The organism is Bacillus aerius (genome assembly GCF_029894105.1).
GTDB classification, from domain to species: domain Bacteria; phylum Bacillota; class Bacilli; order Bacillales; family Bacillaceae; genus Bacillus; species Bacillus altitudinis.
Genome location: NZ_JARYHO010000001.1, coordinates 484,412 through 498,271 on the forward strand (window position 1 = coordinate 484,412; position 13,860 = coordinate 498,271).

Here is a 13,860-nt window from a genome sequence, read left to right on the forward strand (position 1 = left end):
TTGCAATAATTTCCGATTCATGTTACAATAAGAATAATTATTTTTGTTCGGCGTAAAGGATAGCATGAAGAAAGACTTTTCGTCTTGAGGATACTTTGGGCAAGGATAGTATAATACATTGTGTGGTAACGCACTAGGAGGCAACAAACATGGAACAAGGTACAGTAAAATGGTTTAACGCAGAAAAAGGTTTTGGATTTATCGAACGTGAAGAAGGAGACGATGTATTCGTACATTTCTCAGCTATCCAAGGTGACGGATTCAAATCTTTAGACGAAGGTCAAAAAGTAACTTTTGACGTAGAGCAAGGTTCTCGTGGAGCTCAAGCTGCTAACGTTCAAAAAACTGCTTAATCTTCATTTTTTAAAACAGGTTCTCTGTAGAGAGCCTGTTTTTTTGTGTTTTCATTTATTTCTGCAATAAAAAACCCTACTCAACGTACAAGTAGGGAGATGTTACAAGGTAATCGTAAAAAAATTCATGCTTCAAAGGTTTATCAACAGTATAGCATATTGGATTTACAATATGCGGAATTTGCCTAAATAAATTCTTTTTTCTTTACTGGTCGAAGATAGAGGGATTTGTTCGTAGAGAAAATGTATTCAAAAAATGGGGAAGCAGGTAGACAATATTAGCAGAAACTCTTGATTTGTTTTTCAGTGATTCCTTTGATGACTTCTAGCTCACTAATCAAATAACCATAAGCATCGTCGAGCATTTTCTTTTCGCTTGCATTCAGTTTTTTTTCTTTCTTCATTCGCATGAGATCACGTACCACTTCAGCGCCTTCTAGTATGTCGCCCGTTTTGATTTTGTCGGTGTTGATTTTATATCTCTCTTTCCATGGCAATAACTTATCTGATGTTCCATTTTGAAAAGTGTGCATAATGTTCTTTAAGGCAAGTATATCTGTAACAGGTCTTATCTTTGACCTTGACATCTTCCTTGTAGGAATCATCACTTTCATATGGCTAACGGCCATCTTAATGACATAATACTGTTGTTTTTCATCAGAGAATTCTTTTTCTTCTATGGCTTCAATTATACCTGCTCCGTGCATTGGATAAACAATGTTATCACCAATTTGAAACATATCATCCGCCTCCATATCATGTATCTACTTTAAGGGTACCACACTTATAGGTAAAATAATCAAATTTTTAATAATAACATGTTTATTTATTTTCTGTCAATAAATTTAGTTCTGAAAAAGAGAGATTTTTTCATGTGAATTTCGGATGGTTTTTGATCATATCCTCAAGAATCCTTGCTACAAGAAAAACAGAATATCCACCATTAAAAAAAGACCAGCCATTGAGCTGGTCTTTCCAAATAGAATCCGATCATAATGTCGAAATATCAATCACAAACCGATAACGCACATCACTATTGAGCACACGTTCATATGCTTCATCGACTTGGTTTGCGTTGATCACTTCAATTTGTGGTGCGATATTGTGAGCAGCTGCGAAATCGAGCATTTCTTGTGTTTCTTGGATGCCGCCAACGAGTGAGCCGGCGATGCTGCGACGCCCCGTAATTAATGAAAACACATGGAAGTTGTCTGGCTTTGGTGGTGCACCGACGTTCACTAATGTTCCGTCAACACGAAGTAAGGACAAATAGGCATCCACGTTGATATTGGCAGAGACGGTATTGAGAATGAGGTCGTATTGACCGGCTAGTGTCTTAAACGTATCAGGGTCACTTGTAGCAAAATAGTCTTTTGCACCAAATGACAGGGCCTCTTCTTTTTTATTCAAAGAGCGGCTTAATACAGTCACTTCAGCGCCAAGTGCGCGTGCAAATTGAATGGCGACATGACCTAGACCGCCCATTCCGACAATCGCCACTTTTTTGCCAGGCCCAGCCTTCCAGTGTTTTAACGGAGAATACGTTGTGATGCCGGCACAAAGAAGGGGGCTGGCGACATCGAGGGAAAGCTGGTCAGGAATATTGACAACAAATCGTTCTGTCACAACAATTTTCTGACTGTAGCCGCCGTAAGTTGGTTCTCCATCATAATCCAGGTTATTATAAGTTTGAACGACTCCTTTCTTGCAATATTGTTCATCTCCATTTTGGCAATATTCACATGTACCGCAAGAATCGACAAAACAACCGACGCCTACACGATCACCAATGTTGAATTTCGTGACAGCATCCCCAACAGCTGAAACAACTCCAGTAATCTCATGACCCGGAACCATTGGGAAAATACCGCCGCCCCATTCATCAAAGGCACTGTGGATATCTGAATGACAGATCCCGCTAAACTGAATATCAATTAAAATATCATGTGGACGAAGTGCTCTTCGTTCAATGGTTGTCCGTTCAAAGTTTGCTTTTGCATGGGAAACACTTAAAACGTTTGATTGGTGCGTCTGACACATTCTTGATCATCCTTTCAAAAGTAAGATTCGGTCCTTCCTCTATACTGTACGTCTTAAAGTGAACTTTAAGTCAACATAGAACCCTCTGATCGCCTCAATTCAGGCTTTAGCATTAGCCTTGAATCAAGATTTGAGCCAAAAGTATCTTGTCTTCTCGATAAAAATGGAGATGATGGGAAAAGGGAGATCGTCAAGTAAGAGAAAGAAGAGAAGGGTGAAAACAATGAAAATAGCACAAGCCGCCAAGCAGCTCGATTTATCTACTGCTACGCTCAGGTATTATGAGAATATAGGTTTAATTAGACCGATCAGGCGTGATGAAAATGGTGTTCGTGATTATACAGAAGAAGATATTCAGTGGATAGAATTTATTAAATGTATGAGAAATGCGGGTCTGTCAATTGATGCTCTTAGAGAATATACGGCTTTATTTATCGAGGGAGAGGATCGTACATTGTCCTCAAGAAAGAGTATTTTGGTCAATGAGAGAGAAAGGCTCGTAGACAAACAAAAGGAAATCGAAGAAACGATTAAACGGTTAGATTACAAGATCGAAAGTTATGAAGATATTATCCACAGTTATGAACAAAAACTAGTTCATCAATTAAAAACGAGCTCTATTTAAATGAAGAAAAACCTGTGACTTGTCACAGGTTTTGTGGTTTGGTTATCTTTTTGTGTAACGCACCCAATTGTAATGAGCGTAAAGTGGAGTAACACCGTTGTAGGAGCCGAGCCATTCATCGACACCTGCACCATTCCATAAGTTCATCATAATCTTTCCCGGTGTTTGAGGGATTTGAGTAGTAGCCGTATGTTTTAATTGACCGTCCACATACCATTTAATCGAGTTAGGCTGCCAGTCGAACGCATATGTGTGATAAGAGTTTGCTGCATCAAAACCAAGGTTGACGATTTTTTCATGATTTCCGACACCATTGGTATAATAGTTAAACTGAACCTTTGTCGTATCTTTTCCTAGAAATTCGATGTCGATTTCATCCCAAGGCGTACCATCAGTCGGTCCCGTATAAGTAAAGAACGAAGACACGATCCCAACATTTTTGGCTGGTTTCATGCTGACTTCATAAAGCCCATAGCCATATGTTTGAGTAGAACGGTTTTCTCCGCAGTCAAACTTATTATAGGAGGGACTTGTGAGCGATAATCGCATTTCCCCTAACGACGTCATGGAGACATTGTTTGCGCGCCACGTACAGTTAAACATATTTCCGTTCGAGTACCCATCGGCTTTTTGCCATAACCCGGTATTATAGTTGTTGAACGGTTCATAAAACGACCCGCCCGTTTGTGCCGAGGCACTTGCAGCAAATGTGGACAAACTTAAGAATAATCCAGTGACAAGCAGCATCAACATTCGTTTTACACGGTAAGACATGAAGGCATTCCCCTCTCTTTTTGAAAGCGTTTTCTTTTTGGTCATACATGATTCTCTCAAAATGGAAAATCGGTCTAAATAATGATAAACAGTTTGTTTTTTTAATAGAATGAAAAGAAAATTGTTAGGTAAAAAATAATGATTGACAAAGCGGACAGTTGTCCGTAAGATAATACCGGTACAATTGTCCTAATGAAAATGAAAGAAATTTGATTTACACATAGAGATATATGCAAGGTGGATGAAGGTAAAGAAGGTGAAGCATTATGGAAAAGGATATTGGAAAGGAAATTGAAGAGGTCGCTTTTTCTTTGTTTCAAGAGTTTGGTGTAGAGAATGTCAGTATGCATAAAATTGCTAAAACAGCTGGTGTTGGACAGGGTACTCTTTACCGCCGATATGCCAATAAAAGTGATTTATGCCTTTCGATCCTTGGAGAAAAATTTGAACAACTGATCCCTGCGTTGCATCTTTACTTAAGTAAAATCAGTGATCAGCCGGTTCGTGAGCGTTTACGATATGTTCTTGAAGAAATTCATCTCATCGTCGGTCATCATTTAGATTGGATTCGCATGCTCACAATCTCTGGGAACTTAGAGCAGACAAGTAAAGTATATGATTGTCATTACAGTCAATCACTCAAACAAATCATTCGTGATTTGCTCGAGGAAGCGAAAGTAAAGGGAGAAGCGAACATACAAGACATTGAGTTGACGACATTATGTATCTCCTCTCCAATGACGCCTGAACTCATGTTTTATATTCATGAATCCGGCTACTCAATCGAAAAAATTGCACAATTTGCTGCGGAAAAACAAATTTTATCTGTTTTTCAACGACAATGAAGTGGCTCATTTCTGACTAGCCTGACTTCCTAAGATTGCTCAATATTGAAAAAGAAAAGGAGCCAACTTAATATGAACAAACAGCAAACAGCAGCTTTCGACATTCGAACGCTGCCCATTATTATTTCATTTATCACAGCTGGATTTATTGGACTGTTTAGTGAAACGGCACTCAACATGGCGCTGAGAAGTTTAACATTAGACTTTGGTATTGAAGCAACGACTGCTCAGTGGCTTACAACCGGCTATTTATTAACACTAGGGATTCTTGTTCCAATTTCTGGCCTCATTCTTCAATGGTTTACAACAAGACAGCTTTTCATAACATCACTGGTCTTTTCGATCATCGGTACATTTATTGCGGCCGTTGCACCAGTCTTCAGTATTTTAATGGTGGCACGTGTGGTGCAGGCAGTAGGAACAGCCTTGCTCCTTCCATTGATGTTTAACACGATTTTGGTCATCATTCCGCCTCATAAAAGAGGTAGATCAATGGGGATTATCGGTCTTGTCATTATGTTTGCCCCAGCAGTTGGTCCAACGGTCTCTGGTCTTATTCTTAAATCGTTAACATGGCATTGGATTTTTTGGATTTCGCTTCCGTTATTAGTTGCTGCACTCGTATTTGGGTATATTTTTATGCAAAATATTACGGAACCCACAAGACCGAAAATCGACATTTTATCGATTGTGCTATCAACCATCGGTTTCGGTGGAATTGTGTATGGTTTTAGCAGTGCCGGTGAAGGCGGTGGCTGGAGCAGTATGCATGTGATTGTGGCGATTGTTGTAGGTGTCATTGGCATTCTTGTGTTCGCCCTAAGACAGTTAAACATGAAAGAACCGATGTTGAATTTAAGCCCATTTAAATATCCAATGTTTGTGATCGGGTTACTTCTGATCTTAGTGTGTATGATGGTGATGCTGTCTGCTATGATGATTTTGCCATTATATCTGCAAACGTCCTTGGCACTTTCTACATTTACAGCAGGTTTAATGCTATTACCAGGTGGAATTATCAATGGACTGCTATCGCCAATCATGGGTGGGCTTTTTGATAAATTTGGGCCGAAGTGGCTTGTCATCCCAGGCCTTGTCATCGTTGCAGCGACCATGTTTGGCTTCACGAACTTAAGTGTGAATACGTCCATCGGTTATATCGTGACGCTTCATATTACGTTAATGATAGGAATTGCGATGATCATGATGCCTGCCCAAACAAATGGATTAAATCAGCTGCCGCCAGAGCTATATCCGCACGGTACAGCGATTATGAATACATTGCAGCAGGTGTCAGGAGCGATTGGGACTGCGGTTGGTATCTCGATCCTTTCATCAGGAGCGCGCAGCTTTATGGAAAATGTGGCTGATCCCGCAAATCCAGTCAATCAGCTGCTCGCCTTTACAAATGGCGTCCAGCATGCCTTTATCTTTGCTGTCATTATGACAGTGATTGGCTTGGTGATTGCTTTCTTTATTAAACGAGTGAAAGTAGAACAACAAGTATCATAATATATGAAAAGCACTGAGGACTTAGCGCCGCAGTGCTTTTTTTATTTACTCATAGGGGTGAATGTTTGTTTCAAAGGAGCTGAAAATGGGGAGATAGATAAAAAGCAACGACTCTCTGACGACATTGAAGGAAAAGGCGAAATTCGTAACGAATGGATAGAGATAAAAGAATAAGATAGGAGCTGAGATCATGAACTTAGACGAACAAATTAAAATGGCTGAGTCATTGCGTCAACCAGCTGAAGATTCATTAGCTGGTCAATCAGAACTTAAGCCAGTCCACCCTCCTGAAGTGAACAAAATGGAATATGATATCCCAACGGGTGCTGGTAAAACAAAGGTGTGGGTATTTAAACCTGTGAAAACATTGAAACAACCCCTACCTGTTTTCGTCAATTTGCATGGGGGCGGTTTTATACTTGGAAGTGCTGAAATGGATAATCATTGGTGTCCGGTCATAGCAGATCGTGCGGAGTGTATCGTCGTCAATGTGGAATATCAGCTGGCACCGGAACACCCTTTTCCGGCCGCTCTTCATGAATGCTACGATGTGATGAAATGGTTATATGAACATCCTGATGAACTACAAATAGACCCAAATCGATTAGCCATTGGCGGTCATAGTGCAGGTGGGAACTTGGCAACAGCGGTTTGTTTGCTTGATATCCAAAAAGGGAACAAACTTCCGATTGTCTATCAAGTGCTTGACTATCCACCGCTTGATTTGGCTACTGATCCAGCACAAAAGCCAGCGTTTGAAGAAGCAATTCCAGTTGAAATGGCGAGACTGTTTAATGCCTTCTACCTGCAAGGTCAAGATCCGCACAATCCGCTCGTTTCTCCAGTCTTTGCAGAGAGAGAAGTCTTAGCACAAATGCCCCCAGCTCTTGTTATCACAGCTGAGAAGGATTCACTAGCTGAAGAAGCTGAGCATTATGCGGACAAGTTAAAAGAAGCAGGGGTAGATGTCACATACAAACAATTTAAAGGAGTCCCTCATGCGTTCACTCATGCCGGAGATTTAGAGATAGCTGAAGAGGCTTGGCATCTGATGAGCGATCAGCTTAAGAAGGCGTTTGAATAAGAAATATTCGGATATAAGTAAAAAGCACAGACCTTTTTGTCTGTGCTTTCAGACCGTAGACAAACCCCACCTTTACTTCAAGTAAAGGTGGGGTTTTCACTTAATTTAATAAAATTGATCAGTTACCTTACGTTGGACTAGGTCCTTTCCATGTCCAGTTTGCTAATTTCTTAAGATTCATGGCAGCAAAAGTAAGCATCGCCTGCATCGAAACTTTTTTCAATCCTCGAAGTTTCGTCCATCGCATTCCATGCTTTTCTTTTGCATCCGCAAAAACGCGTTCAATCGTTTCTTTCCGTTTTGCATAGATGTTCTTATTCATTTCAGTGAGTCTCAGATGGTCTGCTTCGTCTAGGTAGTCCTGCCAAATATGTCGGTGAATCTGTTTGGTGTGATTTTGACTTTGTGTACAGTTATCTAGAAACGAGCAGGATTTACATACCTCTGAATCGGACGCATATTGCTTATATCCCTCTCTAGTCGTTGTACGATAAGAAAGAATTTGCCCGTTTGGGCAAATGTAACAATCAAAATGTGCGTCATATACGTATTCATTCTTTTTCAAGTAACCAGCTTTTGTTCTCGGGCGGGTGTAAGGCATGACAGGTCTTATCTCTTGATCCATTAAAAACTTGGCGATATATGGTGTTTTATATCCAGCATCAACTGCGACTACATTGGGTTTTCCGACTTTCTTTGTCACCTTTGATACGAGTGAATCTAACATACGACTATCATGAACATTTCCACCAGTGACCAGTGATCCTAAAATAAATCCTTTTGAATCACAAGCCGTATGAAATGAATAAGCAAATAACTTTTCACGTTCATCCTTTACATAGTAGCCACTCTCTGGGTCAGTTGTACTGACCTTGATTTCTTTTTTCTCTTTCTTATTCTGTAGGGGTAACGGCTTTTTTCCATGTTCCTCACGATCAACATTGATCTCCTCATGAAGCTGATTTTGATAACTTCTCGTTTCTACTCGAACAATTTTCTTTTCAAGTTTTTTCTTATTGGCGTTTGCTTTTACATGAGTTGAATCAATGAAAGCGATAGATGGATCAACTAGACCTTTTTTCATCGCTTCTCTTAAGATTCGATAAAAAATTTGTTCGAATAAATCTGTATCATGAAAGCGTCTCACGTAGTTCTTACCGAAGGTAGAAAAGTGCGGAATTTTCTCCGAAAATCCATATCCAATAAACCAACGATAAGCCACATTAGTTTCAATTTCTTTAATGGTTTGACGCATAGAGCGAATGCCAAATAGGTATTGGATCAAAACCATTTTAATAAGAACAACGGGATCCACACTTGGTCTGCCGTTATCAGAACTATAATGATCTTTGACAAGATCATACACGAAATCAAAATCGATCGCTTGATCAATTTTTCGTACAAGATGATCTTCAGGCACTAATTCATCTAAGGCCACTACTTCTAATTGATTTCTTCTTTCTTCTTCACGTTTCGATAACATGTTCATCCCCCACAGAAATGTGTTATTACCCTTATTATACAAAAAAGCTTGTAGACTTTGTCTACAAGCTGAAAGCACAGACCTTTTTGTCTGTGCTTTTTTTGTGTTCTTGCTGACGTCTTGAAAAGAAGTGTAGATACAACAATCACAACTGTCGATATAATAGAAAGATAGAAGACAACTAAAAAAGGAGCTAATAGAATGAAAAAAGAGACACTACAGGCATTTTACAAGGAGCAACCAACGACTATCAACCTGAGTGGCAGGCAGATCGTTATCATATAGGTGGAAAGATGTTCGCCATGATGGGGGGAGACGTCGATCGCAAGCCAGTCATCACTTTAAAATGTGATCCGCAACGCGCTGAAGAATTAAGAGAAATGCATGAAGGAATTATTCCCGGCTATTACATGAATAAGACGCATTGGAATTCTATTTATCTCGATGCAGATATTCCATCTTCATTTGTCGAAGAGCTAATTGAACATTCCTATCAACTGGTGTTTCACAAATTAACAAAAAAAGCTCAGCAGGCTATCCGCCAACATGATTCAAAAGAAACCGATTAAATGCTGAACGTTCAGTTGTTCATGTCTCTTTGAATCTCTTCAAAATTGACTAGAGTCACATGCTCTCGCTATACTTTAAACAGCTAGAAGATACGAATAGGGGGATATACAATGGGCTATACAGTCATTACAGGGGCAAGTTCAGGTATTGGGTATGAAACGGCTTTGGCCTTTGCAGCAAGAGGAAAAAATTTGATCTTAGCTGCACGCCGGCTTGATAAACTCCAAGAACTGAAAGAAAAGATTCTAGAAACATATCCCGATATTCAAGTGAAAGTCCAGTCTGTTGATTTAACAGACAGAAAGCAAGTGTATTCTTTCTATGAGTCATTAGCTGGTGATGCGCTGGATACGTTCATTAATAATGCCGGGTTTGGCCATTTCGGTTCAATAGGAGAGCAGGATGTGAAAAAAATTGAGGACATGCTTCATCTCAATATTGAAGCGTTAACAATTTTATCCACTCTGTTTGTCCGTGATTATGAGCAAAAAGAGGGGACGCAGCTAATCAATATCTCTTCAAGAGCGGGTTATACCGTCGTCGGCAATGCTGTCACTTATTCAGCCACGAAATTTTATGTGAGCGCCTTTACAGAAGGGCTGGCCCTAGAATTGAAAGAAAAAGGAGCCAAATTACAGGCAAAAGTATTAGCGCCTGCTGCGACAGAATCGGAATTTGCAAAGCGTTCATTAGATGTCGATCAATTCGAATATGAAGGCACTATCAAGAAATATCACACATCAAAAGAAATGGCAGCGTGCTTGCTTGAGCTTTACGACAGTTCAAAAACAGTTGGTATCGTTGATGGGAAGACATTTGATTTTGAATTGAAGGACCCCATTTTTTCACACGCTGGCACAAGCATGAAATAAAAAGTTCCAATCACTGAGGATAGATTCTCTTAGTGGCTCTTATTCATCATTCAAAACCCATGATCACATCAGTAGGTCACCGAGCCGAAAGATGTCTTGGATAATGTGGAGCACTGTCAACACATACTAGAATAGATAAAAACACCTACACATTAGGTGTTTTTTTATGCATTTTTTGATAAATCAAAGAATCGCAGGTCCAGTAGATGAGATTGCTGACAATCATGATCGGAAGGGATGTGGAGCTCTCAATTCCATCCATAACAAAAAGCATGACAATCATTGCTATCAATAAGTAAGCCGCTAAATAAAGAGGATGAAAAGCCTTGGGCTGTAAAGAGAACAACAACTGTAAAGGTACCGCAAAGATGAAATAATAAACAAAAAAGATGGGAGTGTAAAACATCATAAACGCAGGCTCGCCCTGAATCGGTGGATATAAACATACGAACAAGCTGAGTAAAATGGAACTGAAGAATAGTGTGAGTAGGATTTTGTAAAATGGTTGAACGGAACGCACTGTATGTACTCCTTTTTTGTAAGATTTCCTATATTTTATCATAAATGGGTTGAGAACAATTTCTGAAGTCAATTTAGGTATTATGGTATAAATAAATTTTGATAATAGTGCCTTTTTTCCTTTATTTGGTTCTGTGACTTTCACCTCATGCTGATGAATGAAGGTATGGTATAAAGTAAACCCTATAGACAGATAATTATTCATCACATTTAAGAAAAGAGATGATCTTATGAACGTAACAAAATGGTTTGGTGCTGCCCTTCTTTCTGTTTCACTATTGGTGACCGCAGCTTGTGCGAACGATAGCACTCAAGAGAATAATCAAAGTAATCAAGAAAGCACTACCAGTGAAACAAAAGAAAAAAACACGACTGTTGAGACAGGGAACAAATCTTTATCCAATATTAAGGTGCTGGCAACAGGCGGAACGATTGCCGGTAGTTCAGATAGTAATACAGATACGACTGGATATAAGTCTGGTGCACTTGGAATCGATAAAGTCATTGCTTCCGTACCACAGCTGAAGGATATTGCAAATGTCACGGGTGAGCAAGTAGCGAACGTCGGCAGTGAAAATGTGGATAACGCTCTTCTTTTAAAATTAGCGAAACGAGTCAATCAGCTTTTAAATGATGATCAAGTGGATGGCATTGTGGTGACACATGGTACAGATACTTTAGAAGAAACGGCCTATTTTTTACATTTGGTTGTAAAAAGTGATAAGCCAGTGGTGGTCGTGGGTTCCATGAGGCCAGCATCTGCCATTAGTGCGGATGGCCCGCTTAACCTATATCATGCAGTGAAAATTGCTTCGACAAAAGAAGCCAAAGGCAAAGGTGTAATGGTGACATTAAATGACCGAATTGCCTCTGCTCGTTTTATTACGAAGACAAATACCACCACAACCGATTCGTTCAAGTCTCTTGAGCAAGGGTACATTGGAGAAGTGGCGGGTGAAGTTGTCTCTTTTTATAACGAACCGACAAGAAAACATACAGCTGACAGTGAATTCGATATTTCAAAGCTAAAAGAGCTGCCGCAAGTGGATATCTTATACGGCTATCAAAATGATCAAAAGTATGTGTATGATGCTGCGGTTAAAGCAGGAGCGAAAGGCATTGTCGTTGCCGCCGCAGGAAATGGAACGATGTCAACAGAAGCGATCAATGGGGCAACAGATGCAGTGAAGAAAGACGTGGTGATCGTGAGGTCAAGCCGTGCAGGAAATGGCATTGTCACACATGAAAAAATGGATGATGAACATCATTTTGTCTCATCGGATTCATTAAATCCACAAAAAGCCCGCATTCTACTCATGCTGGCTCTGACGAAAACAAAAGATCCAGATAAAATTCAATCCTATTACGAGCAGTATTAAAAAGAAAAAGACCCGACGTATCATTGGGTCTTTTTTTATATGTGTACTTGATGTTCAGCCCGTTTTTTTAAAGAGAGTAAAATGTCTCTCCAAACATCATCTATATCAGTAAGAAAATGTCCTGCTTGCTCGATATAGTGCGTTTTGGCGTTTGGAATGTTGGGAGCCATTCTTTCTATCTCTGCAAAAGGGGCCATCTGATCCTCTTTTCCATGCCAGACATCCACAGGGATTTGTATATCTTTCATATCGAATGCCCATGACCGTGAGAGTAAATCTGGTTCATGAATACATTCATCAACCGATTGACGAGTAGCTTCGTATAAATGCATCATCATCAGCTCCAGTTGCTCATCGGTTTGAAGAAATTGCCGATCCGATGGATGTAAATGTTTGTTCCCTTTTTTCGTTAGTTTCTTGAATTTCTCTGGTTTCTTTTCAATTAGTTTTTTCTGAGCGCGATAACTTGCCTTTAAGAGCCAAGGCATTCTTTTACTGAGGAAAAAGGCAATCTTGTTCTCCTTTAGCATACTTTTAGGCGGTTTACCATCCTGAAATGGGGTGGTACTTGAGACGAGAGCAGCTGAAAGAATGCGGTCTGGCAATTGATAGGCACAACCAGCAGCGAATGCCCCGCCTCCAGAGACACCAATCACTGAAAAATGGGAGATGTCAAGATGATCGGCCACTTCCTGTACGTCTTTTGCCCAGTCTAAAATAGTGCGGTTCGGTTGCGGATCAGATAAACCAAAACCAGGTCTGTCTAAAGAAATGAGACGAATGCCAAGCTCTTTTGAGATTGGATCATCATCTAAAAACATCACTCTCGATCCAGGTGTCCCATGAAAAAAGAATACTGGGAATCCTTCAAGATCACCGTATTGAGACAAACCAATATGACGTCCATCTTGCAAATGAATCCTGTCCATATGATCATCCCCTTCATCGTTTATCTAACTTACATATTCATGCATGAAACGCCGGGTTAAGGCGTTTCTTTCGCAATTTGATAGATCTTTTCGTAAAGCGATAATAGTGTTTTTAGATCTTCTTTTGAAAGCTTGGCATAGTATTTTTGAATAAGATGCAGCTGAATTTTTTCAATATCTTTATGATAGTCATGGCCCTTTTGAGCAAAATCAACAATGATTTCTCTACGGTTATGTGGATTAATCTCTCTTTTCACATATCCAAGCTGTTCAAGCTTTGATATGAGCTGGCTAGCGGCACTAGATGAAATGGAGAAATAATCAGCTAGTTCATTGATTGTTCTCGTCTTCGACCGCAGTAATTCAAGTGTCAGTTCTTGTTTGCTAGTTAAATCTGCATACTCATTTTTTAAGAATCGTTGATACTCTTCTACATAGATAGAACCTAGTGCATTTGAGTACTCAATGATTTTTTTGCTGTAATGAATGATATCCTCATCCAATGACATCACCTCTTTTCTCCTATATTATATGCGATCTTAATATTTAAGTGAAGTTAAATGTTAAGAGAAATTAAATAAAAGAGAGATAGACTTGAGGAGAAAATGACTTCTACCTCCACTTTCTCATCAACAATGGGCAAAGAATACTTCCTGTCATCCCTAAGCATTCATAAAACATAGTTGGTTTGATTTTAAACAGGTAATAGACCAAGGTGGCAATGAACAGGTCATAAAAGAAAAACAAGTATACGTCCTTTTTGGTGATGGCAAAAATGATCGTTTTGTTTGTTTTCACTTAGATTCACTCCTTTGGAAGTCGAGGACTTTTTCATTGTATTACGGGCGATCTCCATTTATAATAAAAAAATAAAC

The 13,860-nt window shown here is 39.6% G+C and carries 15 protein-coding genes; 8 read left to right on the forward strand and 7 right to left on the reverse strand.

The window, feature by feature from the left end; all coding sequences use genetic code 11:
- Positions 1–149 precede the first annotated feature (149 nt).
- Positions 150–353: a cold-shock protein gene (locus tag M2353_RS02315; protein WP_003214229.1), complete on the forward strand. Its 204-nt coding sequence runs from the start codon at positions 150–152 to the stop codon at positions 351–353.
- A 278-nt stretch (positions 354–631) separates the two neighbouring features.
- On the opposite strand, the gene M2353_RS02320 is transcribed toward M2353_RS02315, so the two are convergent.
- Together M2353_RS02320 and M2353_RS02325 are read right to left on the reverse strand one after the other, a co-directional pair.
- On the reverse strand, positions 632–1,093 hold the full coding sequence (locus M2353_RS02320) for a CarD family transcriptional regulator (RefSeq protein WP_041507135.1): 462 nt from the start codon (positions 1,091–1,093) through the stop codon (positions 632–634).
- Between the two features lie 250 nt (positions 1,094–1,343).
- Positions 1,344–2,393 carry an NAD(P)-dependent alcohol dehydrogenase gene (locus tag M2353_RS02325; protein WP_050826995.1) on the reverse strand — a complete coding sequence of 350 codons (1,050 nt, stop codon included), beginning with the start codon at positions 2,391–2,393 and terminating at the stop codon, positions 1,344–1,346.
- A gap of 223 nt (positions 2,394–2,616) precedes the next feature.
- On the opposite strand from M2353_RS02325, the gene M2353_RS02330 reads away from it, so the two are divergent.
- Positions 2,617–3,018, forward strand: a complete 402-nt coding sequence (locus M2353_RS02330; RefSeq protein WP_039169850.1) for a MerR family transcriptional regulator — start codon at positions 2,617–2,619, stop codon at positions 3,016–3,018.
- Positions 3,019–3,060: 42 nt separating this feature from the next.
- Here the strand turns inward: M2353_RS02330 and bglS are convergent, their stop codons facing one another.
- Positions 3,061–3,792, reverse strand: coding sequence for a beta-glucanase (bglS, locus tag M2353_RS02335; RefSeq protein ID WP_024719190.1), 732 nt, complete (start codon positions 3,790–3,792; stop codon positions 3,061–3,063).
- A 266-nt stretch (positions 3,793–4,058) separates the two neighbouring features.
- Here bglS and M2353_RS02340 point away from each other — a divergent pair, with 266 nt between their 5' ends.
- The 3 genes from M2353_RS02340 (at position 4,059) to M2353_RS02350 (ending at position 7,233) form a co-directional block, all read left to right on the forward strand.
- Complete coding sequence (locus M2353_RS02340) at positions 4,059–4,637, forward strand: TetR/AcrR family transcriptional regulator (protein ID WP_284724861.1); 579 nt, start codon at positions 4,059–4,061, stop codon at positions 4,635–4,637.
- Positions 4,638–4,709: 72 nt separating this feature from the next.
- The gene (locus tag M2353_RS02345) at positions 4,710–6,149 is read left to right on the forward strand and encodes a DHA2 family efflux MFS transporter permease subunit (RefSeq protein ID WP_284724862.1); all 1,440 of its coding nucleotides are present in this window, start codon (positions 4,710–4,712) and stop codon (positions 6,147–6,149) included.
- A 190-nt stretch (positions 6,150–6,339) separates the two neighbouring features.
- Positions 6,340–7,233, forward strand: a complete 894-nt coding sequence (locus M2353_RS02350) for an alpha/beta hydrolase (RefSeq protein WP_216896061.1) — start codon at positions 6,340–6,342, stop codon at positions 7,231–7,233.
- 127 nt (positions 7,234–7,360) lie between these two features.
- On the opposite strand, the gene M2353_RS02355 is transcribed toward M2353_RS02350, so the two are convergent.
- The gene (locus tag M2353_RS02355) at positions 7,361–8,716 is read right to left on the reverse strand and encodes an IS1182 family transposase (protein ID WP_268357090.1); all 1,356 of its coding nucleotides are present in this window, start codon (positions 8,714–8,716) and stop codon (positions 7,361–7,363) included.
- Between the two features lie 224 nt (positions 8,717–8,940).
- On the opposite strand from M2353_RS02355, the gene M2353_RS02360 reads away from it, so the two are divergent.
- The 3 genes from M2353_RS02360 to M2353_RS02375 all read left to right on the forward strand — a co-directional run bounded on the left by M2353_RS02360 (position 8,941) and on the right by M2353_RS02375 (position 12,056).
- A complete protein-coding gene (locus M2353_RS02360) occupies positions 8,941–9,285 on the forward strand; it encodes an MmcQ/YjbR family DNA-binding protein (protein ID WP_425332882.1) in 345 nt (114 codons plus the stop codon).
- A 111-nt stretch (positions 9,286–9,396) separates the two neighbouring features.
- Positions 9,397–10,158, forward strand: coding sequence for an SDR family NAD(P)-dependent oxidoreductase (locus tag M2353_RS02365; protein WP_284724863.1), 762 nt, complete (start codon positions 9,397–9,399; stop codon positions 10,156–10,158).
- A 749-nt stretch (positions 10,159–10,907) separates the two neighbouring features.
- Entirely contained in the window at positions 10,908–12,056 is a 1,149-nt protein-coding gene (locus tag M2353_RS02375) for a type II asparaginase (protein WP_284724864.1), read from the forward strand.
- A gap of 35 nt (positions 12,057–12,091) precedes the next feature.
- On the opposite strand, the gene M2353_RS02380 is transcribed toward M2353_RS02375, so the two are convergent.
- The 3 genes from M2353_RS02380 to M2353_RS02390 all read right to left on the reverse strand — a co-directional run bounded on the left by M2353_RS02380 (position 12,092) and on the right by M2353_RS02390 (position 13,783).
- Complete coding sequence (locus M2353_RS02380) at positions 12,092–12,985, reverse strand: alpha/beta fold hydrolase (RefSeq protein ID WP_045035190.1); 894 nt, start codon at positions 12,983–12,985, stop codon at positions 12,092–12,094.
- Between the two features lie 56 nt (positions 12,986–13,041).
- Positions 13,042–13,494: a MarR family winged helix-turn-helix transcriptional regulator gene (locus M2353_RS02385; RefSeq protein WP_019743356.1), complete on the reverse strand. Its 453-nt coding sequence runs from the start codon at positions 13,492–13,494 to the stop codon at positions 13,042–13,044.
- A 103-nt stretch (positions 13,495–13,597) separates the two neighbouring features.
- On the reverse strand, positions 13,598–13,783 hold the full coding sequence (locus M2353_RS02390) for a hypothetical protein (RefSeq protein WP_057078399.1): 186 nt from the start codon (positions 13,781–13,783) through the stop codon (positions 13,598–13,600).
- Between the last annotated feature and the right edge of the window lie 77 nt (positions 13,784–13,860).

Bases quoted from the DNA above. Each gene is read 5' to 3' on its own strand.
- M2353_RS02315 (WP_003214229.1), top strand. From the start codon at position 150: ATGGAACAAGGTACAGTAAAATGGTTTAACGCAGAAAAAGGTTTTGGA.
- M2353_RS02320 (WP_041507135.1), bottom strand. From the start codon at position 1,093: ATGTTTCAAATTGGTGATAACATTGTTTATCCAATGCACGGAGCAGGT.
- M2353_RS02325 (WP_050826995.1), bottom strand. From the start codon at position 2,393: ATGTGTCAGACGCACCAATCAAACGTTTTAAGTGTTTCCCATGCAAAA.
- M2353_RS02330 (WP_039169850.1), top strand. From the start codon at position 2,617: ATGAAAATAGCACAAGCCGCCAAGCAGCTCGATTTATCTACTGCTACG.
- bglS (WP_024719190.1), bottom strand. From the start codon at position 3,792: ATGTCTTACCGTGTAAAACGAATGTTGATGCTGCTTGTCACTGGATTA.
- M2353_RS02340 (WP_284724861.1), top strand. From the start codon at position 4,059: ATGGAAAAGGATATTGGAAAGGAAATTGAAGAGGTCGCTTTTTCTTTG.
- M2353_RS02345 (WP_284724862.1), top strand. From the start codon at position 4,710: ATGAACAAACAGCAAACAGCAGCTTTCGACATTCGAACGCTGCCCATT.
- M2353_RS02350 (WP_216896061.1), top strand. From the start codon at position 6,340: ATGAACTTAGACGAACAAATTAAAATGGCTGAGTCATTGCGTCAACCA.
- M2353_RS02355 (WP_268357090.1), bottom strand. From the start codon at position 8,716: ATGTTATCGAAACGTGAAGAAGAAAGAAGAAATCAATTAGAAGTAGTG.
- M2353_RS02365 (WP_284724863.1), top strand. From the start codon at position 9,397: ATGGGCTATACAGTCATTACAGGGGCAAGTTCAGGTATTGGGTATGAA.
- M2353_RS02375 (WP_284724864.1), top strand. From the start codon at position 10,908: ATGAACGTAACAAAATGGTTTGGTGCTGCCCTTCTTTCTGTTTCACTA.
- M2353_RS02380 (WP_045035190.1), bottom strand. From the start codon at position 12,985: ATGGACAGGATTCATTTGCAAGATGGACGTCATATTGGTTTGTCTCAA.
- M2353_RS02385 (WP_019743356.1), bottom strand. From the start codon at position 13,494: ATGTCATTGGATGAGGATATCATTCATTACAGCAAAAAAATCATTGAG.